The organism is Chromobacterium piscinae, assembly GCF_021129175.1.
GTDB classification, from domain to species: Bacteria; Pseudomonadota; Gammaproteobacteria; order Burkholderiales; family Chromobacteriaceae; genus Chromobacterium; species Chromobacterium piscinae.
The window spans coordinates 1-22,697 of record NZ_JAJOHV010000014.1 but is presented as its reverse complement, the minus strand read 5'-3'; the positions used below and the strand labels follow the sequence as shown (position 1 = coordinate 22,697).

Genomic DNA, 22,697 nt, shown 5'->3' with positions numbered 1-22,697 from the left:
TTTATCCTTAGTCCATCACCACGTATTGCAGCTGCGACGAGTGGCCGGTGTTGTTATTGAACTGGAGCGGGTTAACCGCCACCACATTGGTTTTCCATCCCTCGCTGGACCCGGGCTGCGGCGTCTGCAACTGGCCAACGCTCGATCCCGCCCTTCGAGTAGCGAAGTTATGGAACCAGCTGGCATTGGGGCTGGGCGTGGACAGCTGCTGATGGCGCAGGATCAAGGCCCGGCCGCTGTAGTAGGTGTAGGGAGCGGAATCCGTCCTCGCCGCCGGTGTCGTCGCCCGGTTGGCCACCAGCCAGGCGATGGCCGACGCATCGTTGGCGATGGCCTGTACCGCAGCATCCGCCCCCCATACCGCCTGCCGCGCCGCCGCGGACGCAAAGACTGCGGTCATGGCTGTCGGAGACGCGACCACGGCAGCCATCGCGACCGGGGATCCCACCACCGCCGACAGCGACGATGCATTCGCCAGCAGCGCGTTCATTGCCGTTGAGGAGGCCGCTATCGCCAGCATCGCTGCCGGCGACGCCATCACAGCAGTCATCGTGGTCGATGACGACACCACCGCATTCATCGCAACCGGGGATGCGACAATCGCCGACCATGCCGATGGACTGGCCAACATCGCGGACAAGATGGTCGGCGACGCGATCACCACGACCATCGCAGTGGACGATGCCGCCACCGCGGTCATCGCGATGGTGGACGCCACCACCGCCGCCATCGCGCTCGGCGAGACGATGGCCGCATTCATCGCAGTCGACGACGCCGCCACCGCCGCCATCGCTGTCGGCGACGAGACAACGGTCGCCCATGCGGACAGGTTCGCCAGCAAGGCCAACAGCGCAGTCGACGATGTGGCCACTGCGGTCATCGCAACCGGCGACGATACGACGCTCGCCCACGCCGACGCGTTCGCCAGCAAGGCGGCCATTCCGGTCGGCGACGACGCCATCGCCGCCATCGCGGTCGACGACACCGCCACAACCGCCATCGCCGCCGGAGAGGCAATCACGGCGACCATGGCCACCGCGCTGGCGGCCACCGCCTTCATCGCAGTGGCGTTGCCGACCAACAGATTGGTGATAGGCGCATTGCCGACGATGGCCGTCATCGCCGGCGCGCTGCCAGCGACCGAGGCCATCGCCGTCGGACTGTCGGCGACGGCGGCCATGATGACGGCGCTGGAGACGATGGACGGCATCACGCCGGCGGAAGCCAGCTGCTGCTCGAAGCGCGCGCGGTTCCCCGCCTGCTGCAGATAGTTTTCCAGCGCGGCGCCGTTCATGTCGCGCAGATAGTCGATGTCCTGCAGATCCAGACTGCTGACCAGGCTGTGCGCCCTGAGCAGCGCCGACTGCATCACCAGATCAGTGGCGCCGGCGCTGCTAAGATCGGTCCCGAGCAACTGGCTCTTGATGCGCGCCAGGTATTGCGCGCGATATTCCGGTAAATCTTTTGACATGGTTCCTCCGGGTTTTACAGGCCGGCACTGGCCAGCGCGGTCAGGATTTGCAGCCGAGCGTCGACGATGCGCTTCTGTTCGGTAAACTGGCCGGCCGCGGCGTCGATGTCGCCGCGGGCGCGCTTGACGGCGGCCACCAGCTCCTGGACGGTGTCCAGGTTCAGGTCGTCGCTGGACAACAGCGCGTCCAGGCTGGCCATCTTCTGATCCAACGCGGTGAAAGCGTCGCGTATCCGCAGCACATCCTCGGCCAGACTGTTGCCAGGATTCGGCAGCGGCAGGTTCAGATGGGGGGTCTGATTGTCCATCGCCCCCTCCTTACAGCACGATCACGCGCAGATTGCGCACGCGCGGCCGGGCGGCGCTGTTGCCGGACAAGGTCAGCTTGACCCGGACCATCGCCTCGCTGATGGAAGCCAGCTCGTGCGTCATTTCCATCCAGCCATCGCCCAGCGGCTTGCTGCCCTGGTAGGCCACCGCCTGGAAAACATCGCCGTCGTCGATGCCGGAGGCGGCAGCCGTCACGCTGGCACCGGCCGGGATCAGCGCGTCGAACACCACCCGCACCCGGGCGTTGTTGCCGGCCGGAATGGCACGGCTGACGTAGTCGGCGCTTTGCGCGATCTGGCCGCTGACCAGCTGGGTGCCGGGAAACAGCACCGGCGACGCGCTCTCGGTGCCGAGCAGGCGGGCGGAGACGCCGACCTGGCCGCTCAGCGGGGCAGGCAGGCGCACCGGCTGGCCGTCGGCCACCTGCACCGCGCTGCCGTCGGGCAGGCCCAGGCTGTATTCGACGCGGGCGGCGGCTGACGGGCTGTCGGACAGCGACAACAGCATCAGGTCGGTGGCGTTCTTCACGTCGACCTTGCCCAGGTCGACGGTCCTGGCGGTCACCGCGTAGCTGGCCGCCAGCAGGCGGAAGGCCATGTCGCGGTCCTGGTGCGCAGTCCAGCTGCTGGCGTTGCTGGATGACAGCAGCACGCCCACCTGGTAGGGCTGGCTGGTCACCCAGCGGCCGGCGCTGTTGTCCCACTTGCCCAGCTCGGCGATGGCCAGCGCGGCGTCGGCGTCGTCGCACAGCACCACCAGCGCGTACTCGACGCTGCCCTGCAGGTTCACCGGCGCGGCGAACTGGATGCGGGTGGGGCCGGACAGGACGATGTCGGCCGGCTGCAGGTGGGCTTCGGCCAGCACCGCGCGGGACGGCACCCCGGTAGTGGTTTCGCGGATCTGTACCGCCACCGGGCTGGCGCCCTTGGCGGTGAACCACAGCTCGATGCCGCCCAGCTGGGTGTCGGCGTTCAGCGTGAAGGTCTGCGCCAGCGGGTCCACCTGCCAGCGGGTTTCGGTGATGCGGGTGATCTGGCGGCGCAGCTCGGTCTGCAGCTCGCCCTGGCCGACAAAGACCGCCTCGCCGCGGCTGCCGCCGGCGCCGACGAACTCGACGCGCTTGACGCCGGCCGGTACGCCGGGCGGGATGGTGAACTTGCCGGCGAGCAGGCCGGCGCTGTTGGCATTGAGAGGCATGGTTTCTCCTTACTGGGCGGCGGGCGCGACGCTGATGCCGTCGAACTTGAGGCTGGACAGGGCTTCGTTGGGGCCGAAACCGGACACGCTGAAGCGCACCTCGATGGAGCGCAGGGTTTCGATAGGCTTGCGGCTGGTGGACAGCAGCGCGTCGGTGGTGGTCTGGCTGACGCTGGAGCGGTTGCCGCTGCCTATCGTCAGGCGCTCGGTCAGCGGGCTGGCCCAGCTGGTCTGCAGCTCGGTCCAGCGGTCCAGCGCCGGCGTCAGCGTCACCGCGGCCGGCAGCGGGTCGAAGGCGAGATAGGGGTTGATCTTCATGCTGCCGGTGCGCATCGGCTGTTCCAGCGCCGGAGCCAGGCTGAAAGCCAGGCTGGTCCGGTCGGACACGTCGTTGGGCACGGAGGAGGCGCTGGCGGCGATGGGCAGGGTCAGCTCGCCGCCGACGATGGCCGCGGCCTGGACGATGCCGGCGTCGCGCATGCCGTCGGACAGGAAGGGATCGACGAATAGGCCCTTCTTGGCGCCGGCTTCGCGCAGCTGAGCGTCCGAAGTCAACCGCTGCTGGGCGATCAGCTCGGCCATCCGGTCCAGCCGGCCTTGCAACCCGGCCAGGTCGGACATCGGCACCACCCGCACGCCGTCGTTGCTGACCAAGCGGTCGCGGGTCCAGCTCTGGATGACGGAAGCCAGCGGCAGCAAGGACGCCGGCACCGCCGGCGGCTGCGGATTCCAGTCGGCGGCCACGCCCTTGATCCACACCAGCTCGCCGTCGGCGCCGATGGCCAGGCGGTCGATGCGCGGCAGTTTCTGGCTATAGCTGACCAGCACCAGGGTGCCGGCCACCGCGCCTTCCACAGTGAAGCCGGTAGCGTCGGATTGGGTGGGCTGCGCCGCGGCGATGAATTGGTAGCGGACCGTGTAGGTGCTGCCCGGCGCCGGCTCGTTGCCCGGCAGGCTCCAGTCCAGCTTGCCGGCGCTGAGCTTGTAATCGGTGCCGGCGGCGTAGATGGTGCCGCCCTGCTTCACTTCCAGCACCGAGATCACGGAGGTGTCCGGCAGCGGGTCCTGGGCGCCGGTATAGCCGCCATGGGTCAGCGTGGCGGTGACTTCCTTGGTGATGCGCACCTGGCTGATCACGGCGATGGGCGCGCGGTCGACATTGATGCGCTGGGCGCCGGCGCTGGCGCTGGTATGCGGCTCGCTGTCGATGGGCCGCAGATCGGCGGCGGCCGGGTAGACCAGGCGCCGCGAGGTGCTCAGCTCCACGCCGTAGCCGTTGACGCGGGCGCGGCCCTCGCTGACGGTGTAGACCTGCTCGCCGCCGGGCAAATCGGCGGCGGCGGCCACGGCCAGGCCGGACACCACATAGGAGCCGCCCGAGCTGTCGCGGTCGTAACGCGCCAGCGCCTGAGTGACGCCGTCCAGCTGCGGCGGCGGCTCCTTGGCGCGCAGCACGCCGTTTTCCACCTGGTAGACCGGGAAGAACTCGCCGGCCTGACCATCGCCGGCGAAGCCCCACACCGCCTCCACCTTCAGCCGCGCGGCGCCGGCTTCCTGGTAGTTGCGCGCGCCCACCGCCGGATCGCGCAGGCTGGGGTCTTCCAGCTCGGTCACCACCGATTCCTGCAGATACAGGCCGATGGCGACCACGCCGACCACGGGAATCGTCAGCTGCTTGGGCGCCACGCCGCGCACCGCGCCCTTCAGATAGACGGCGCCGGCCTCGCAAACGGCCTGGCCGCTGTCGGCGTGCACCACCACGCGGGCGTCGCGCACCACGTTGCCGTCGCGGAACATCGCGTCGGCCACGCCCTGGATGCGGGCGGACAGGCTGGACTGGACTTCATTGAACTCGGCCGCTTGCACCGCATAGCTCGCCCGGAACAGGTGGGCGTCGAAATGCTTGGCCGGATCGAAACGGTTGTAGTAACCGTCTGGCATGTTGGACATGGCTGCAATCCTTACAGGGAGATGACGTGTTCGAAGGTTTCGCGGGTGGCCGGCGAACGGTGGATAGGGGTGATGCGTTCCAGCGCGACCAAAATGCCGGGGGCGGCGATCTGGTCTGGCGTGAAGTAGCGCTGGCCGGCCGGCAGATCGGGCTGGGTCTTGCTGCCGGCGAAAACGGCGACTTCGCGGATCACCGAGGCCGGCGCGTCGCCGAACTCGAAGGCGATGCGCAGCAGCAAATGGCGCGTCGGATCGTTGGAAACGCGGTAGCGGCCGGTGGGGACGACGATTTCGCCGGCCGGGTCTTCGGTGACGAAGCGCACCTCGGTGATCAGGCGGCGGCCTACTTCCGACACCAGCGCCGTAGCGTCTATCGGTTCGGGAACGGGCTTGTCGTCCCAAGCCGCCTGGCCGATGCCCCAGGCGAAATGCAGGGTCTGGGACGCCAGCGCGGCGGCCAACGCGGCGCGACCGCTATGGGTCAGGGTTGCCATAAGGTTGTTTTCCTCAGGTGGTTAAGGTTTGGTGGGTGAGAGAGAGATCTCCGCGCCAGCGCCGGTCATCCCAGCGGCCGCGCCAGCCATAGCGGTCGGCGCGCGGGCCGAGCCCGGCGGCGGCGCCGGTAGTCAGCCGGTACTCCAGCCGCCAACCGGCGGATTCGGCCAGCGGCCGGTCCGACCAGCGCAGCCCGCCGTCCATCCGGATCGCGCCGCGCCAGTCGATCTGGCCGGCGTGCAACGAACGTCGGGTAGTGCGCGCGCCCATCGCGTCGCCATCGTCGGGCCGGACCGCCGCCAGGCCATGCACGGCCACTTCGACGGCTTCGATGACCAGGCGCGCGCGGCCGGGGTCGAAATCGGACAATTTGCATGCGGAGTCGGACCAGACGAAGCGCCCGGCCGCGGTTTCAGCCCAGCCGCCGAAGCGGGTGTTGGGCTCGCCCAGCCGCGTGTCGCCGGACAGCACCAAGGCGGCGCGGGCGGTGCGCCGGTGCGGCGTCATCGGCAGCCAGCGTCCCCATGTCCTGTCGTCCCAGCCGCCGGTCCATCTGGGCGAGGGCGGATTGCCGGCCAGGATCACCGGATCGCGCAATCCCTCTTTGTTGCCCAGGCCGATCAGGCGGCTGCGCATTACCGGATGGTTGAGCACCGGCGCGTCGCCGAAGTGGGCGGTGCCATAGCGCAGCATGTCCGGGTAGAGCGTGCGCGACGCATGCACGCGCCGGCGCCCCAACCCGGAGGCCGCCGCCGGGCAAACCGAGAACAGCGGCCGCCGTCGGCCAAAACTCAGCTGCACGCCGTCGCGCCACACGCCGGAATCGTCCGACAGGAAAGCATCCGACCAGCGGTCGCCGCTCGACGCGTTCAGCACGCGGCGGTCGTAGCCGCCGTACAGCCGCGCCAGGTGCGAGCGAGCCGGCGCGGCGAAACGGGCCAACTCCAGCACCGTCAGCAAGGCGTCGCCATCCACCGGCGCGTCCAGCTCCAGCTGGAATTCCGCCCAGCGGGTGGCCGGCGCGGTGGCGTCCTCCACCTTGCCCGCGTAACCCGCCCACGACAGCGCGGCCTCCACCGACCAGGGCGAGCCCTTGGCCCGGTGCCACGCCGCCGACTCCTTGATCGCGCGCCGCTTGGCCGCGTCATCGGGCAGGTAGGCCCACAGCGGGCCGACCACGTTGAATTGCTCGGCCAGCAGGGGCAAGAGCTCGGCCGGCGCCTGGTCGATCAGGTAGATCAGCGCCGGCGACAGGTCGAAGCCGGCGCTGCGCGCCGACAGCGCGTCGAAAGCCCGGCCGCGCGCGTCGCCCGCCAGCGGGGGAACCAGCAGCTCAGCCATCGCTCACCATCCTTCCCAGCGTCACCTCCACCGCCGCGCAGCGCGGCCATTGAGACGACGACAGCACCCGCTTGTCGGCCGGCTCCAGCACGCGCACGTCGTACAAGCCGTCGATGTCGTGCAGCGCAGTCTTGATCTGCGACGGCACGATGTCGCCGCCCAGCCTGCGGGCCAGATTGGCCGCGTATCCCTGGCAGCGTTCCTTCGCCATCCGGCACACCAGGTCCGGGATGCGGGTGGTCAGCACGTCGACCTCCAGCAGGATCGCGTAATCCACCACCTCGGCCGGTACCACCTCTATCCTGTCGTTGATCATCCTGGCCTTGTCGTCCGCCAGCGCCGTCCGGACGCGGCGCAGGGTTTCCGCCGACGGCGCGCCGTCTTTCCCCAGCACCACCACTTGCACCGTGCCGTCCGGACGCGGCGAAATCACCCTCACATCCGCCGCGTCGGCGGCCGCCGTCATCGCCGCCAGCCGGTAGCGGTTGGCCGAGCCCCAGGAATAGGCTTCTGGCGCCAGCCGGATGCGCTGGCGCAGATGCTCGTCGTCTTCCGCCTCGGCGCCGCCCCACGGCTTCTCCGCTCCGGCCACCTCCACCTTGACTCCGGGATCATCCAGCAGCTGGTTGAGATCGCCCGCCTGCGGCAGATTGCCCGCCTCGCCCGGCACCGTGGCCGCTACCTCGCAGGCCAGATCCTGCGGCTTGTCCGCCAAATTCACCGCCAGCGGGGCGGTGGTCTGGAACTGTGTCGCGGCATTGCCGGAGATGCGCGCGCCGGCGGGCAGAATCACTTGCTTCGGCCCGCCTTCGACATAGGCCGGAAAGGTCAGCGTCACCCGCGCCGTCGCCGCCTGGGCCGGCTGACGCGCCACGCCCACCAGTTCGCCCAGGTAATCCAGCATCGGCGCGCGGGCGAAGGCCACCAGGTTTTGCCTTCCGGCATCGTTGAAGGCGGCGCGCGCCAGGCTTTCGCGGTAGGCGAACAGATCAATCAGCAGCTGCTCCACCTGGCCCGGATACAGCCGCTTGCCGGCCATGTCCTGATAGGTGGCGGCCATCTGAGCGGCGACGGTTTTGGGGTCGTCGTCGATGAATTTGGGCAGGTCGGCGGCGGCGAGTCCGGGCTGGCGGTTGGCCAGCATTTCCGTCAACAGTTGCGCCATTTGCTTGGGGTATTGCTGCTGGCCGCCCAGTTTCAGATAGGCGTCGGCCATGGCGCTGGCGGCGGCGGCCGGATCGACCATGGGCAAGTCGGGCAGATCGGGGAGGTTCGGGCTCATGGACGGGTCCTTGTCGGTTGGCTTACAGCCTAAGAGTCGCTAACAAAACCTTGCACAGAGCCTGAGCCAAGGCGCGCCGACGCAGGCAGAGCCCACCCGTGCGACAAGGGGGCGCAACGCAGGATCAGGGGTTTTGTTAGCGGGTCTACGTTGGATTTCGTGGATCACGCCGCCGGCTGACTTCCATTGCGCGCGCTGGCGCACGCCACCGGCAGCCGGAGCAGCCGCGGTATGCCGGCAGCCGTTATCGTCACGTCATATTTGCAAATCGCCGCGGACGCGGCTTTTGAAGCGATTTAGGAAATCAGTTGAAGCGGGCGCGGATATAGCGTGACCGCCTCCCGGCACGGCAGGCCCATGCCCCAGCGCAGCGCAGCCTGGCCATCCAGCCGTCCCCGCTGCCAAGGCAGAACGGTGACGGTTTCGACGCCGCCATGGGCCGCGCCCAGACGCAGCGGTCCCTGCTGGCGCAGTTCGCGCCGCGCCTGCGGATAGACGCTGGCCACCTCGCCGCCGGCGGAAACCGCGGCGACCACCGGCAGCCGCTCGCGCAGCTCCACCCGCAGGTCCAGGCTCTCCAGCCGGGAACGGGCGTTGCGGTACTGGTCCAGCATCTGCCGCAGCGCCTGGTAGGTGGCTTCGCCCAGGCCGCGGCCGGACAGGTCGAGATCGATCTTGAAATGGAAGGGCCGGCCCTGGTACTCGAACCACTCGCTGACGCGGCCATCCAGGCCCAGCGTGGCCAATACCCGCTGCAAGGCCCAGCGGGTGCCCTTGTAGCGGTGCAGTTCTATCGCCTGCTTGATCAGATCGCGCCGCTGCGCTTCGTCGGCGGCCAGCTGCCAGCCCTCGTCGCCGGCCACGTGCAGCTGCTCTGCCAGCAGCGGCAGGAAATCGGCCTCCACCTGATCCACCAGGTAGACCAGAAAGGGGGCCAGATCGATGCGTTGCAGGCGCCGGCTCAGTTCGGCCAGCGGCGACAGCCGCTTGTCGCCGGCCAGCACATTGGGAGTGATGTCGGTCATCGGATAGCCTTGGAAACAACGCGCCGGCCGGAATGGCCGGGCGCGGGAGGGAATGCCGGCGGCCCACGGCCGCCGGCTGGGGATCAAGCGCCCCGGGAGAACAGCTTGAGGGAGGAACGCCAGAAGCCGCCGGCATTGGCCGCGTCGCTTTCCGGCGCGGCCAGCGCGTCCGGCGACTCGGCCAGCTGCCGCAGCTTGGCCAGCGCGTCGTCGGCCGCCGCGCGGGCGGCGTCGGCGTCGGCCGCCTGTCGCACCGCTTCTTTGCCGGACAGGCGCAACGCGCGGATCGCGTACAAGGCCTGGTCGCAGGCGGCGGCCTTGACCAGGATGCCATCGGCCGCGTCCTTGCCGGATAGGCCTTTGGCGCTGGCCCAGGCCTGCACCGCCGGCGGCGCGTCGCCCTTGTAGCCGCCATCTTTATAGGACTGGGCCTCGGCGGCGGCCTGCCGGTATTCCAGCGCGCGCAGCTCATTGCCGATGTAGAGCTGGCTGGCGGCGTCGGCGGCGGCGTCGATGTTACGCAGCAGGCGCGGCAGCAACTGCTCCGGGCTTTCCGCCGGCGCCGGCGCGTTGCCCTGGTCCAGCCAGGCCTGATAGTCGGCCCAGAAACGGTGTTCTCTGGGAATGGCCGCCCCATCAGCCAGACGGATGATCAAGTCCGGCGAATCGGTCAGTCTATACATTGCATGCTCGCTTTCTTACAAAGGCATTCATCAGATTTCGGCGTCCGCCGTCCAGTGGTAAGCAATCCAGCTGGTATTGGCCGCGAAGACTGGAATCGGGTTGACGAAACGAGTAAAACTACTTGATACGGAAATATCCACCCCATTTCCCAAACTGGTCGCCATCTTTCCCGCCGCGCCGAGGCCGTCATAAAATACCACGCTAGGCGGAATGCGCTTTTCCACGAGGAAAGGCGTGGTGGTATTGATGGGAGCGATACTTACAGCGCCGGCATTCAGATGAAACATCTTGGCTAGAATTGCCGGCTTCTGCGCCGACTCCGGCCCATAGTTTTTCCCCGGCATATCGCCCAGCGGATAGCTTTTCTCGAAATAGCGCTGACAAGAGCGCAGTTCGTCGCCAAATGGACGGTATTCGAACGGCGTAGCCACCGGTCCCTCCTCCAACTGCACCTGGGCGATATCGAACGCGCCGGTTTGCGCGGTGGCAATGGCATTCAACTCAGGAAGCGCATCGCTATACGAAAGGCCGATAAACACGCTCAGACAATCATCGCCTTGGCTACCAATGGCACGCCCCTGCAAGCTAGGCGAGGTGAATGTGAAACTGAAACGCTGCCAGGAACTGCTCAGATTTGCCGCTGTGCTATTCAACGCGCGGTTTTTGACCGCCTCGACATAAGGCGCGCTGAACCACTGCTCGACATAAGCCAAGATGGAGCAAGGCTTGTCAGCCCTAGCCCAAAAGCTCAGCGTCAGCTGCTTGCCGGAAAAACGGCGCAGGTTCTCGACGCGCTGGTTAATTTGGCAGTATTCCCGGACCTTGGATGAAGGGGCCTTGGCCAAGGTTAAACGCAGAAAAGAAGTGGCTCCGCCAAGCGCCTCGGTATCCGCTACGCTGGCATCCATCTTTGCCATCGTCACCCCAGGCAAGCCACTACCCAAATCCATCAGCCAGCGATCCGCGGAACCGTATCCGGTTGTCGTCTGGCTCAAGCCGCGCTGCCAAATGTCGAAGCCGCCGTTGATCAGCAAATTGCGCCGGTAAGCCTGGATCGGGAAGGTCTGAGCCGGGTCGAAGGCCACCAGCTGCGAGCCGCCCAGCACTTCGCCGCGCGCGCCCACCGTCACCCGGTTGTAGCTGCCGGCGGACACGCCAGTGCGGCCGGAAACCCGTTCGAAGGAAAGCGGCGTTTTGCCCAACGTTACCGGCGCGCCGGCGTCCAGCAATTGCCAGATCGCCCCACCGTTGGCCGCGCCCTGCTCCACCGCGACAAACAAGCCCGGCGTCACTTCCAAGCTGATGTTGGCGTCGGCGGCGCGCGCCCAGTTGCCGGCTCCGGCCACGTAGATGCCGTTGTCGGCGCCCGCCGCCTGGTTCTTGACCAACACCCGGTCGCCCAGCTGCAGCACGACGCCGTCTACCGTCTGCAAGCCGGTCAGCGTAATGGGGGCGGTGGTGGCGGCCCGGACCGACGGCTTGCCGTCCAGCTTGGCCAGCTCCTCGGCGATGCGTTGATCGACGCTGCCGCGAGTGGCCAGCACCACGCTCGGGTCCACCATCAGCGTCACCGCCGCGGCGTTGGATACTTCCAGGATCATCCGCACGTAAAGCTGCTTGTTGGCGCCGTCAGCCAAGACCGGCTTGTAGCTCTCAGGGAACTTGCCCACCGCGAACAACGCGCCGTCGGCGTCGAACACACCCACTTCGCGGATGGTAAAGCCGCCCACCTGGTCCGGGATCACCAGCTCGGCGACGATCCAGTTGGGGTTGGCCGGGTCGGTGGACAGATGGTTGAGCCCGGCGCGCCAGGCCTCGCTTTTCAGCGCGGTCTGGCTTTCGGCCGGCGTGTAATACGCGCCGTTGTCGCCCTCGCCCACCGCCATCTGGCTGAGCTTCAGCGGCGCGCCGCCGCTGGCGGCTGCAGCCAGCTTGGCCTTGCCGACGGCGGTGAGCAGGGTGAAGAAATCGTTGTTCATCATGGTCTCCAATCAAACTGCGAATAAGATGGCGCCGCGGCTCATAGCGGCGGGCTGGTCGGGCCGTGGGCGCCCATGTGGTTGTGGCCCACCAGGCTCTTGCCGCTGGCGGTGACGTCGCCGCTGACGCTGACGCTGCCCGTTACAGTGGCGCCGCCGCCGCCGGACACCGCTAGGCCGCCCTTGCCGGTGATCGCGCCCTGCACCGTCAGCGTGCCGCTGATCTCGGTGGCCGGCGCGTTGATGCTGACCTTGCTCCCGGCCTTGACGGTGACGGTCTGGCCGCCATCTATGGTGATGCTGGAGGCGGCCTTGATCAGCACGTCGGCCTGGGTGTCCACCACCACGTGCTTGACCCCGCCGTTGACGGTCAGCTGGTTCTGCTGCCGGTCGTACTCCAGCACCGCGCCGTCGGCGAAGCGGCGCTGCCATTTCTCCTCGCTCGCCACCGGCACCGCGTCCGCCTCGGAGTAAATGGCGCCCAGCACCACGCCGTCCTCGCCGCGGGCGTCCATCAGCACCGCCACCTGCTCGCCGATATCCGGTAGCCAATAGTCCTTGTCCTTCAGGCTCTTGCGGCTGAGCACCGGCAGCCAGGCCGTCAGCAGCTGGCCCAGCTCCGGCAGCCGCACCCGCACCCGCTGGGTGGGGGCGTCATGCTCGGCCACACTGCCGAATTTCAGCGTGGCCAGCGCATCGGGCAGGGAAACATCGTTCATTTTTTCTCCTTGGCCGCGGCGGGCGCCGCGCGTTTCAGATCCAGTTCGCAGATATAGCCTTCCTGCCGCGACAGGCGGTGGCGGGCGCGCTCGATCAGATAGCGGCCAGACAGCTTGCCGAAGCCGGACAGCTCCACGTTGCGGCCGGCGGCCAGCTGCGGCGAGCCGTCCACGGTGACGCTCATCTCGGTGCGCGCGAGCTGGCGGCGCTCCATCTCGGCCTTGGCCTGCAGCTCCGCCTGCACCCGTCCGCCCGACTTGCGAGTGAGCTTGACCACGTCGGCGCTGCTGGCCTTGCCGCCGGGCGAGCGCGCGTCGGCGCCCACCCGCGCCGTCTGCAGCTTGCGTTTGTGCGAGTCGTGGTAGCTGACCTCCACCGCGCTGGGCACCTGCGACAGCTGGTCGCGCGCGCGCCAGGCGATCAAGTCCGCCGGCGCGAACTGGCGCACGCTGGCGGACGCCACTAGCTCGGCTCGCTTCCAGAACACCAGCTTGCGGTTGTTGTCCATCACCTTGCAGACGTAGCCGTAGTGGCTGGACACCCGCTGCAGGAATTGCAGGTCGGTTTCGTGGTACTGGGTCAGGCGCTCGATCTCGACATCCTCGATCTTGCCTTCCAGCTTCATGCCGTGACGCTTGGCGATGCGCTGCGCCAACGCCTGCAGCGTCAGCTTGTCGTAGGCGCGGCCCTCCGGCGTGCGCAGCGGATGCTGGACGCCGGTGGCCAGCGCGCGGATGTGGACCACCGATGGCGGCGCGCTGTAATCGACCTCGTCCACGTCGAAGCTGCCCAGCGCCACCAGCGCCGCGCCGCGGTAGCCCAGCTTGAAGTCCAGCGTCGCGCCCTTGTCCGGATACCAGCCGTTCAGCCAGCGGCCGTCGCAATCCTCCAGCTCCACCTCCAGTTCATCCGATTCGCCGGACAGATGGTCGGTGTAGCTGATGTTGAGCGCGTACTGGGCGATGTCGGCGGTGATGGACTTGCCGTTGTAGCTGAGCTCGAACGCCGGCGCCGCCACATCCTGGATGCGGCTGTCGGTCATGAGCGCCTCCACGGCGGCAGCTCATCCAGCGCCGCCTCGTCGCGCGCCTCCAACAGCGGGATGGCCAGCTGGGTGCCGGCCGGCAGCGTCTCGCTGATCGGCGCCTGCGGATTGGCGGCGATCAGCATCACCATCTGGCCGACGTCGCCGTAATAGCGCCAGGCGATCTGGTCCCAGCGCTCTCCTTCCTGACAGATGTGCTTGAGAAACATGGTTCACTCCAGAATGCGGCGCAGCACCGCTTTGGCGGCCAACTTCGCCATCTCGATATCGCGTGTCGGCCAGTTCTTGTCGATGTCGCGGACCGTCGCCTCCGCCTTGCCCAGCTTGTCGGCGACGTTGTCCAGCGTGCAGCCCTGCATCGTTTCGGCCAGCGCGCCAAGCTGGCGGCCCATGGCCTGAAACTGCGGGATCAGAGGCTTGATGCTCTCAGCCAGCCGCGAATACGGCTGGATGAACTGGTTCAGTTTCTCCACGCCCTGGGCGATGCCGGGCACCGCCGTCTGCACATCCTTGAGCACGCCAGGGACCCGGCCCAACGCCGACAAGGGGTCGCGCCGCGCCAGGTCTTTCAGCTCGCGCACGTCGTTGACCACCTTGCGTGCCTGCACCGCCATGGTCTTGGCCTGGGACAGCGCCTTGCTCAGGCCGGACAGGTCCGGCTTGAAGCCGGCGCCGGCCAGCGACTGCTGCAGCTTGGCCTGCGGCAGGCCGCTGACGCTGCCCAGCAGGCCGGGCTTGGGCGACGGCGCCGCTTGGCCGCGGAATTCGCGCAGCGACAGCTGCGCCTCCACCGCCAGCAGATTGCCGGTGCGGTCGCTCTGACGGCCGGTGCTGGTCAGCTCGGTGATCACGAAATGGCCTTTGTGATCGCCGTTGCCCAGTACCAATGCCAGAGCTTGGTGCGTCTGGCGGGCGGCGTGCAGCCGCTGCAGCTCGGCGTCCGGCTGGCAATAGGCGGCGTGCAGCACCAGGTCGATGCGGACCTCGTCCAGACGGTCGCCGACGAACTGCAGCACCGGTTTGCCGCCTATCCGCGCGTGCTCGGCGTAATCGCTGCCGCCGCGCTGCTCCAGGCCGTCGAAATAACTGATCAGGTCGAACTCGATGTCACCCAGTACCGCGTACATCGTTTGCTCCTTTCTTCATGGATGCGCCTCCTCAGCCCCGCGCCGCGTAGCTGCGCCGCTGACGGTCCGCCTCATAGCGCTTCATCATTCGTTCGAACTCGGCGAAAGACTGCTGCATCGCCTGCTGCGCCTGCTGCTTGACGCCGGCGGATGCCGCGCCGTTGATGGTGATCTGCGGCGAGAAGGTGATGTTGAACACGGCGGCCGGGCCGGCGGGCTTGGCCGCGGCCTTGTTGGCCGTCTGCTGGATGCGTCGCAGTTGTTGCGCCTGCTGCGCCTGGGCTGCCGGCTTGGCAGCGGGTTTGGGCGATGGCTTGGCTGGAGCCGCCGGCTTGGGAACCGCCACCGGCTTGGGTGGGGTCGCCCGCTTGGGCACCGCCACCGGCTTCGGCGCCGTACCCGGCTTGCCTGCCCAGTTGCCTATCTTCTCGCCCAGCCATTCGCCGCCCTTCTGCCCCAGCCAGCTGCCCACCTGCCGGCCGACGAAAGTGCCGACGCCGGGCAGCAGCATGGTGCCGATGGCGGCGCCGGCCGCGCCGCCGGCCAAGGCCCCGGCGGTGCCGCCCAGCGTCTTGCCGTAGGCGGCCGCCTTGGCTTGCGGGCTCAGATTGGATCGGCTGGTGGCCAGCAGATCCATGCCCACGCCCAGCAGATCGGCCTTGCCGATCAAACTCTTCAAGCCCTTGCCGCCCTTGCTCAGCGCTTTGAGCCCGGTGTTCAGCAAGCCTCCGCCGGACTTGGGCAGCTTCAATCCGGACAGCAAACTCTTGCTCTTGCCCGGCACGCCGCGCGCTTCCTTCAACGCATTGCCAGGCTTGACCGATGGCTTCGCCGCCGGCTTGGGTGCCGGTTTGGCGGCAGGCTTGGATACCGGCTTGGCTTTGGCCGGCGCTGTGGTTTTGGGTGCCGGTTTCGGCGTGGATTTCGCCGCCGGCTTGGCGGCCGCGCGCTTTTTCCCCTTCTCGCCCTTGCCGCCGGCTTGGGGGCCGCTGTCGGCCTCATCGCCGCTCAGCAGCGCGCCGGCGGCTGCCATCGCCTTCTGGAAAACGTTGCCGGACGCGCCGGAGTAAGCGCGCAAGGCCTTGCCCGCCATCCCGCCGGCCTGGGACACGGTCTTGCCCAACTCCTCCAGCTGTCCCAGTCCGCCCAGTATCGAATCGACGCTGGGCAGCACGCCGCCCAGCTTGGCGTTGAGCTTGCCATGCACGTAGTCCAGCGCTTCGCGCCCCTCGCCCTTGGACAAGGCGCTGTGCAGCTTGCCGCTGGCGTCGGCGATCACCGCCCCGCCGCGCTTGGCGTAGTCGGCGGCGCCGGTCAAGCTCTTGCCGGCGTTGCCGGGCTTCAGATCCGACCATTTGACGCCGTCCAGGCTGCGCAGCGTCACGCCAGCCAGCTGGCCAGTCTTGGACACCACTTGGCCGACCGTCTCGGCGGTCTTGAGACCCCCCAGGATCTTGTCGACGCTGGGCAATTTGCCGCCCAAGGCCTTGTCCAGCTTGCCGTGGACGAAGTCCAGCGCTTCGCGCCCTTCGCCCTTGGACAAGGCGCCATGCAACTTGCCGCTGGCGTCGGCGATCACCGCCCCGCCGCGCTTGGCGTAATCGGCGGCGCCGGTCAGGCTCTTGCCGGCGTTGCCCGGTTTGAGATCCGACCATTTGACGCCGTCCAGGCTGCGCAGCGTCACGCCGGCCAACTGACCCGTCTTGGACACCACCTGGCCGACTGTCTCGGCGGTCTTGAGGCCGCCAAGGATTTTTTCGACGCTGGGCAGCTTGCCGCCCAAGGCCTTGTCCAGCTTGCCGTGGACGAAGTCCAGCGCTTCTCGTCCTTCGCCCTTGGACAAGGCGCCATGCAACTTGCCGCTGGCGTCGGCGATCACCGCCCCGCCGCGCTTGGCGTAATCGGCGGCGCCGATCAGGCTCTTGCCGGCGTTGCCGGGCTTGAGATCACCCCATTTGACGCCATCCAGGCTGCGCAGCGTCACGCCGGCCAGCTGGCCGCTCTTGGATACCACCTGGCCGACTGTCTCGGCGGTCTTGAGGCCGTCCAGGATCTTGTCGACGCTGGGCAGCTTGCCGCCCAGCTTGGGATTGAGCTTGGCGTGGATCGCATCCAGCGCCTTGCGCCCTTCGCCCGTCGACAATGCCGCATGCGCCTTGCCGCTGGCGTTGGCGACGGCGGCGCCTGCCTTTTGAGCGAAATCGGCGACGCGAATCAGTTCCTGCCGGGTCGGCAGGCGGAGTTTGCCAAGGGAGAGATCGATGCTGGGCCAGCGCCAGCCGGAAGAAGAGGACGGAGAGGAAGAAGAAGGGCGTTTGGCGGGCGCGTCGCCGGCATCGTTGCCGCCGCCGCTCCGATTGCCGCTCTTGCTCCCTCCCCCCTGGCCGCCGCGCGCGCCGGTGCGGGGCTCGCCCGCCGGCGGCAGATTGCGCTCGGCCTTGTCCTGGTCGCGGCGCTGGCTTTCCAGCTTCTGCTCGACCTGGCGGATGGATGCGCTCAACCGGACCGAGGCCATGACCTCGATCCGGCTTTGCTGGATGCGCAGCGTCGACTGCAGCGCGCCGCCCGGCGCGATGCTCAACGCCCGGCCGCGGCGCAAGCTGGCCTGCCACGCCTCGTGCTGGCGGGTCAGCCGGCCCAGCGTGGCCTCCAGCTGGCGGTGCTGGCGCTCCAGCCGCGCCAGGTCCAGGCCGGCATAGGCCCGGCGCGTGCGCTCGACATTGCCGGCCAGGTCCTTCTGCGCGTCGGACAAGCGCAAGCTGCTCTTGCGCAGATCGTCCATCGCGGAGCGCGCGGAGCGGAAGGCGTTGTCGAACACCCCGGACAGCGTCGCGCCCACCTTAAGGCCGATGAAAAACTCGCTTACCATGGTGATTGCCTGTATTTGGGGAATAGAAAGGGCGATCGGCCCCGTCCCGGCGGGCGGGAGGCGGCCGATCAGGAAAAGATTCGGACTGGGAGCGGCTGGACAGCCGCCTTACATGGCGTCCAGCAGGTGCTGCTGGCGCTCGTTGCGGCGCTGGACTTCGCGCTCGGCGACTTCGCACCAGAACCAGTAGTCGTCCATCGCCAGCGCGTCTATCTCCGACGGCGGCAAATTCAGCACCGTCAGCAAGACCTCGTCGAACGACTTAAGCGTTGTCGGATCCGCCCACCATTTCGCGAAAGCTGTCGGCCAGCGCGCGGCTGTCGGCGATGTCCAGCTGGTCGATGTCTTCCAGCGTCAGGCCGGTCATGCGGGCGAACAGGAAGTCTTCCTGGTCGGCGTCGTCCTGGCTGTGATGGCTGGCGGCCTTCAGGTCGGCGCGCTTCAGGCGCGCCACGTCCAGCGTGTCGATGCGTTGGCCGGCGGCGTTGGTGAACGGGTATTGCAGCTTGATCTGCATGATGGCTCCTTGAAGCGGGTTGGGATGCCGTCATTTTCCGGCAGCCCGTATCCGGGGTATGCGAAAGCGCTTTAGGGATTGGCTTTAAAAGCGGCCGGCGGGGTCGGGAGGCGTCCTCCCCGCCAAACCGCGCCCACTCGCCCGCGGATCAAGTCCGCGGGCGAGCCGGGATTAGCCGCCGATGTTCTGGCGGTACAGCTCCAGCATGTCGCTGCCGCCTACGCGGAAGATGTTGGCCATGTAGTCCAGCTCCAGGATGTCCTCGCCGTCCACCACCTGCTTGACGTAGGTGGCGGTGAAGGCGGAGCTGAAGTCGGCGTTTTCATGCTGCTTGAAGGTGCCCAGCGGGTTCTTCTTGAACATCACGGTCAGGAAGGTGACCAGGCTCACCTGCTGCAGGCGGCCTTGCGAGCCGTAGGTCTCGATGCTGGAACGGGCTTGCAGCTGCACCGCCTGGAACGGATTGGCGATGATCTTGGCCACGTCCTTGTACAGCGAGTTCCACTTGATCTCGCCTTCCAGCTTCTCGAAGCCGGCCGGCAGCTCGATCTTGCCGACCATGCCCAGCGCCTTGTGCTCCTGCATGATGGCGGACACGTCCGGCAGCTTGATCTCTTCGGCGCGGCCCAAGAGCGAGTTGCCGTTGATGTAGATGTTGGCGTTGGTGATGCGGTTGATTTCAATCTTGCCGGCCATGATTAATTGCCTCCTTTCAGGCTGAGCAGGTATTCCGAAGTGATCTCGGTTTCAAAGGTCAGGCGTTCCAGCGGCGGGGCCACGGTGTACTTGTAGCTGATCAGCAGGTGGCCTGCGGACAGCTCGGTCGCCGGATTGCGGGCCGGGTCGAACCAGGCCTTGAAGCCCAGCAGCGCGCCGTCGCCGATCAGTTTGCGGCCATAGCCGTTCACCGACTCCACCAGCGCGTCGATGGTGGCCTGGTTCAGCGGCATGTCGATGAACTGCTGGCTGAAATAGCGGATCGACTCGTTGATCACGTCGCCGGTGCGGCGCACGTTCTCGAAGTTGCGCATGTGGCTGACGGTCGGCCAAGCCGCGGTGCGGTTGCCCCACAGGCGGAAGCCGGAGCCGTAGCTGTTGAACACGGTGGTGATGCCGGACGCGTTCAGCTGGTTCACTTCGCAGTTCGGATCGTCGATCATCGCGGTCAGCTGGCGCTCGACGCCGACCACGCCGGCCAGTTCCTGGTTGGAGCTGGACCACCAGAAGCCCTTGTCGTTGTCCACCTTGGCGCGCAGGCCGGCGGCGCGGGACGACAACGGCTCGTAGCGCAGGCCGCCGTTGCCGTCGGCCACCATCACGTGCGGGTAACACAGGCGGACGCGGTCGCTGGAGGTATTGAAGTTGATGGTGCCCACCGGGCCGCGGCCGGCCAGCGCGTCGGCGAAGGCGGTGCCGATCGGCGCGTCGACGTAAGCGATGGCGTCCAATTTGTCGGCCATCGCCGCCATTTCCGCGGCGACGGTGTTCTGGGTGCAGAAGCCCGGGGCGATCAGCAGCTTGGCGAAGAAGCCGAACTTGTTGTAGGTGTCCTGCAGCGCCTTGATGCCGGTGCGGTTGCCCGCGGCGTTGACAGCGCCGATGATGTCGGCGGCGGTCACCTTGGACGGATCGGCGTAGTCGTAGCTGACCTTCAGGCCTGCGCCGATCGCGACGGCGCCGGTCTTCAGGCGAGTGATCTTGCCGTACACCGCGTCCAGCACGTAGTCCTGGCCCGCAATGTAAGCGGTGGCGCCGTCGGCGCTCTTGACCACCACATTGGCTACCGCCGGATACTTCAGGCGCGCGGAGTCGGTGGCCGGGTCCAGGGTCATGGTCTCGTCCTTGGCCGAGCCTTTGTGCACTGCCGGGTCCAGCACGTTGATCACCACCACGGTGCCGGCGCCGTGATCGTAGATCCCGGTCAGCGCCTGCGGAATGGTGAAGCCGGGCAGCTGCGGGCCGAAGGCCGCCGCGTCTTTTTCCGACAGGGTCAGCGTGGTCACGTTGACCGCGCCGGCCGGCGCGGTGCCGATCAGGCCGATCACCGCCGACTTGACGGTGCGCACCGGGCGCGGGCCGCGTTCGACTTCGATCGTTTCAACGCCATGCAGATAGTTTGCCGCCATGCTTACTCTCCTTGTTCAGCGGTATGGGAAGGGATGGTTTCGCCCGCGGACTGCGCGCTCAGGTAGCCCAGCGCCACCAGGGTGCGGGTGTAGCTGTGTTCTTCCGGCATCTCCACTTCCTTGCCGGGAAACAGCATGATTTCCTGGCCGTCGCCCAGGGTGACGCCGCTGATCGGACCGGAATACAGATACTTCATGGTTGCTCCTCGTATGAGACTGCGTTAAGCATGATCACGGGCTCCAGGTCGGCCTCCGTCACTTGCAAAGTGTCGGTGGCCAGCGCGATGGCGTAGCGCGCCACGCCGTCGCGATAGCCCAGAAAGGTTTCCGACAGCAGCCACGCCGGCTGGCAATCCGGCAGGGCGAAGCCGAGGCAGGCCCGCCGTATCGCGTCCAGCGCGTCGCAATCCCCCAGCCCGGCGTCGCGCTGGTTCAGCAGCACCGTGATCGCCAGCTGCAGCGTGCGCACCTGGCCGTAGCCGTCGCGCAGCGGGCCGAACTGGCTGCCGCGCAGGCACAGCAACGCCGCGCCCCGCGGATGCGCCAGCGGATAGTCGTCCTCGGCGCCGGCGTAATACTCGACGGTCAGTTGCGGCGCCGCGCCGCGCAAACGCGCCAACAGCGCGCCGACAATCTGGGAAGTGCTTGCCACAGCGGAACTCCAAGCAGAGGGGAAAAGGGACGCGCGGAAACCGCGCTCGGACTGCCGGCCAGCGGGGTTGCTTGCCGGATGTGGCGAAGAATGCAGCAGAGAGAGGGTTGGGTTCTTGTAGCCGCCATTACTAAATGCGGCACTGACATCGCGCTGACACCGGTCATCCGGCCCGCGATACGGGGAAATGGAACAATGCCATCCATCAGAACGACATCACGCGGGAGCGCACATGCAGGCACAACTTCGCAGCAAGGGACCGGAACTGCTGGCCGACCTGACCGACCACATCACCGCGGCGCTGCGGCAGCTGGCGAACACCGAGGACAGACAGGCTGAGAAGATCGCCCGCGAAATCACCCGGCGCATGGCCCAGCACTGGGGCGGCCAGAACGTCTACTTCCCCTTGGGCAAGAGCAGCAAATCGGCCGAGCGAGACCGCTGCATCCTGGCGGAATTCAACGGCTCCAACCACGCCTCGCTGGCGCAGAAGCACGGCATCTCGGTGCAATGGGTATACAAGATCATCAAGAACGCGCGCAGCGCCGCTTAACCATTCCGCACCGCTCTCCAGCGGCAGATCCTGCCGCCGCGCCGATTGACAAAAGCAGGATCGGCCGACACAGTAAGCTCACGCCATCGCACCGGCGCAATATCAAAATAAACAAAGAGCATCAGGAGAGATTCATCATGAAAACCCGACACAGTCTGCTGCTGTGCACCTTGGTGGCAGGCGTCGCCGCTTGCAACAAACCCGCCAGCCAGGCGCCTCAACAGGAACAGGCCGCCGCCGGTTCCGCGGTGGTCAAGATCGGCACCGCCAATCCGCTGACCGGCCCCTTCGCCCACTGGGGGCGCGACGCCGACAACGGCGTCAAGCTGGCGGTGCAGGAAGCCAACGCCGAGAAACTGACCCTGGACGGCAAGCCGGTCACCTTCGAAGTGGTATCGGAAGACGATCAGGCCGACCCCAAGGTCGCCACCCAGGTCGCCCAGCGCATGGTGGACGCCAAGGTAGCCGGCATCGTCGGCCACCTGACCTCCGGCGCGGCCATCCCCGCTTCCCGCATCTACGCCGACGCCGGCATCCCGATGATTTCCGGCTCGGTCACCAGCCCGTCGTTCACCCAGCAGGGCTACCACAACACCTACCGCCTGATCGCCAACGACCTGCAGCAAGGCCAGGCGCTGGCGAAGTACGCGGTGGACAAGCTGGGCGCCAAGCGCGTCGCCGTCATCGACGACCGCACCACCTACGGCCAGGGCCTAGCCGACGACTTCGCCAAGTCCGCCGAACAAGCCGGCGCCAAGGTCGTGAAGCGCGAATTCACCACCAACACCGCCACCGACTTCATGGCGGTGCTCACCTCGATCAAGGGCGAGAAGCCCGATCTGCTGTTCTACGGCGGCATGGACGCCCAGGCAGGACCGATGGTCAAGCAGATGGCCAAGCTCGGCCTCAAGGCCGCCTTCATGGGCGCCGACGGCGTCAACACGCCGGAGTTCGCCAAGCTGGGCGGCGACAACGCCGAAGGCAGCTACGCCTCCAGCGCCGGCGCGCCCAAGGAAAAACTGCCCGGTTACGGCGAGTTCAGCCAGAAGTACAAGCAGCAGTTCCAGGCCGACATCCAGGCTTACGCGCCGTACACCTACGACGCCGCCAAGGTGCTGATCGCCGCGATGAAACGCGCCGGCTCGGCCGAACCGGCCAAGTATCTGCCGGAAATCGCCAAGACCGACTACCAGGGCGTCACCGGCCCGGTGAAGTTCGACGCCAAGGGCGACATCCAGAACGCCACCGTCTCGCTTTACCAGTTGAAGCAAGGCAAGTGGGTCGGTTTGTAAGCGCCCCGCGAACGGCAATAAAAAACCCCGCCAGAAGACTGG

The 22,697-nt window shown here is 67.3% G+C and carries 23 protein-coding genes; 2 read left to right on the top strand and 21 right to left on the bottom strand.

The annotated features are described in order from the left end of the window. Positions 1-7: 7 nt before the first annotated feature. The 21 genes from LQR33_RS03785 to LQR33_RS03685 all read right to left on the bottom strand — a co-directional run bounded on the left by LQR33_RS03785 (position 8) and on the right by LQR33_RS03685 (position 20,810). A complete protein-coding gene (locus LQR33_RS03785; RefSeq protein WP_231467674.1) occupies positions 8-1,471 on the bottom strand; it encodes a hypothetical protein in 1,464 nt (487 codons plus the stop codon). A 14-nt stretch (positions 1,472-1,485) separates the two neighbouring features. Further along, the gene (locus LQR33_RS03780) at positions 1,486-1,779 is read right to left on the bottom strand and encodes a hypothetical protein (protein ID WP_221664881.1); all 294 of its coding nucleotides are present in this window, start codon (positions 1,777-1,779) and stop codon (positions 1,486-1,488) included. Between the two features lie 10 nt (positions 1,780-1,789). After that, complete coding sequence (locus LQR33_RS03775; protein ID WP_221664880.1) at positions 1,790-2,998, bottom strand: hypothetical protein; 1,209 nt, start codon at positions 2,996-2,998, stop codon at positions 1,790-1,792. 9 nt (positions 2,999-3,007) lie between these two features. Beyond that, positions 3,008-4,948: a DUF4815 domain-containing protein gene (locus LQR33_RS03770; RefSeq protein WP_231467672.1), complete on the bottom strand. Its 1,941-nt coding sequence runs from the start codon at positions 4,946-4,948 to the stop codon at positions 3,008-3,010. An 11-nt stretch (positions 4,949-4,959) separates the two neighbouring features. Then, entirely contained in the window at positions 4,960-5,442 is a 483-nt protein-coding gene (locus tag LQR33_RS03765) for a hypothetical protein (protein ID WP_021476603.1), read from the bottom strand. A 13-nt stretch (positions 5,443-5,455) separates the two neighbouring features. Beyond that, positions 5,456-6,784: a phage tail protein gene (locus LQR33_RS03760; protein WP_231467669.1), complete on the bottom strand. Its 1,329-nt coding sequence runs from the start codon at positions 6,782-6,784 to the stop codon at positions 5,456-5,458. After that, on the bottom strand, positions 6,777-8,066 hold the full coding sequence (locus LQR33_RS03755) for a baseplate J/gp47 family protein (RefSeq protein WP_231467667.1): 1,290 nt from the start codon (positions 8,064-8,066) through the stop codon (positions 6,777-6,779). Before LQR33_RS03755 ends, LQR33_RS03760 begins: the two co-directional genes overlap by 8 nt. A 296-nt stretch (positions 8,067-8,362) precedes the next feature. Further along, on the bottom strand, positions 8,363-9,091 hold the full coding sequence (locus LQR33_RS03750) for a phage tail protein I (RefSeq protein ID WP_231177530.1): 729 nt from the start codon (positions 9,089-9,091) through the stop codon (positions 8,363-8,365). Positions 9,092-9,174: 83 nt separating this feature from the next. Further along, complete coding sequence (locus tag LQR33_RS03745) at positions 9,175-9,774, bottom strand: phage tail protein (protein WP_166440920.1); 600 nt, start codon at positions 9,772-9,774, stop codon at positions 9,175-9,177. Positions 9,775-9,804: 30 nt separating this feature from the next. Next, entirely contained in the window at positions 9,805-11,757 is a 1,953-nt protein-coding gene (locus LQR33_RS03740) for a phage tail protein (protein WP_205692637.1), read from the bottom strand. 38 nt (positions 11,758-11,795) lie between these two features. Next, positions 11,796-12,473 carry a phage baseplate assembly protein V gene (locus LQR33_RS03735; RefSeq protein ID WP_046168845.1) on the bottom strand — a complete coding sequence of 226 codons (678 nt, stop codon included), beginning with the start codon at positions 12,471-12,473 and terminating at the stop codon, positions 11,796-11,798. Further along, positions 12,470-13,516, bottom strand: coding sequence for a phage late control D family protein (locus tag LQR33_RS03730; RefSeq protein ID WP_231467665.1), 1,047 nt, complete (start codon positions 13,514-13,516; stop codon positions 12,470-12,472). The genes LQR33_RS03735 and LQR33_RS03730 overlap by 4 nt, the downstream gene beginning before the upstream one ends. Next, positions 13,513-13,728 (bottom strand): tail protein X, encoded by a 216-nt coding sequence (locus LQR33_RS03725; RefSeq protein ID WP_046157938.1) that lies wholly within the window; start codon positions 13,726-13,728, stop codon positions 13,513-13,515. The genes LQR33_RS03730 and LQR33_RS03725 overlap by 4 nt, the downstream gene beginning before the upstream one ends. Positions 13,729-13,731: 3 nt before the next feature. Beyond that, the gene (locus LQR33_RS03720; protein ID WP_166440918.1) at positions 13,732-14,646 is read right to left on the bottom strand and encodes a phage tail protein; all 915 of its coding nucleotides are present in this window, start codon (positions 14,644-14,646) and stop codon (positions 13,732-13,734) included. Positions 14,647-14,677: 31 nt separating this feature from the next. Then, positions 14,678-17,515: a hypothetical protein gene (locus tag LQR33_RS03715; RefSeq protein WP_231467663.1), complete on the bottom strand. Its 2,838-nt coding sequence runs from the start codon at positions 17,513-17,515 to the stop codon at positions 14,678-14,680. A 108-nt stretch (positions 17,516-17,623) separates the two neighbouring features. Beyond that, on the bottom strand, positions 17,624-17,761 hold the full coding sequence (locus LQR33_RS03710; RefSeq protein ID WP_021476592.1) for a hypothetical protein: 138 nt from the start codon (positions 17,759-17,761) through the stop codon (positions 17,624-17,626). Positions 17,762-17,777: 16 nt separating this feature from the next. Next, on the bottom strand, positions 17,778-18,032 hold the full coding sequence (locus LQR33_RS03705) for a phage tail assembly protein (protein WP_166440916.1): 255 nt from the start codon (positions 18,030-18,032) through the stop codon (positions 17,778-17,780). Positions 18,033-18,203: 171 nt separating this feature from the next. Beyond that, complete coding sequence (locus tag LQR33_RS03700) at positions 18,204-18,728, bottom strand: phage major tail tube protein (RefSeq protein ID WP_046159141.1); 525 nt, start codon at positions 18,726-18,728, stop codon at positions 18,204-18,206. Positions 18,729-18,730: 2 nt separating this feature from the next. Next, on the bottom strand, positions 18,731-20,158 hold the full coding sequence (locus tag LQR33_RS03695; protein WP_231467661.1) for a phage tail sheath subtilisin-like domain-containing protein: 1,428 nt from the start codon (positions 20,156-20,158) through the stop codon (positions 18,731-18,733). Between the two features lie 2 nt (positions 20,159-20,160). Continuing rightward, a complete protein-coding gene (locus LQR33_RS03690) occupies positions 20,161-20,355 on the bottom strand; it encodes a hypothetical protein (protein ID WP_021476589.1) in 195 nt (64 codons plus the stop codon). Continuing rightward, entirely contained in the window at positions 20,352-20,810 is a 459-nt protein-coding gene (locus tag LQR33_RS03685) for a Gp37 family protein (RefSeq protein WP_221668982.1), read from the bottom strand. The genes LQR33_RS03690 and LQR33_RS03685 overlap by 4 nt, the downstream gene beginning before the upstream one ends. Positions 20,811-21,042: 232 nt before the next feature. On the opposite strand from LQR33_RS03685, the gene LQR33_RS03680 reads away from it, so the two are divergent. Then, the gene (locus LQR33_RS03680) at positions 21,043-21,363 is read left to right on the top strand and encodes a Mor transcription activator family protein (RefSeq protein WP_046159138.1); all 321 of its coding nucleotides are present in this window, start codon (positions 21,043-21,045) and stop codon (positions 21,361-21,363) included. 137 nt (positions 21,364-21,500) lie between these two features. Further along, complete coding sequence (locus LQR33_RS03675) at positions 21,501-22,655, top strand: branched-chain amino acid ABC transporter substrate-binding protein (RefSeq protein WP_231177547.1); 1,155 nt, start codon at positions 21,501-21,503, stop codon at positions 22,653-22,655. Positions 22,656-22,697: the final 42 nt, after the last annotated feature.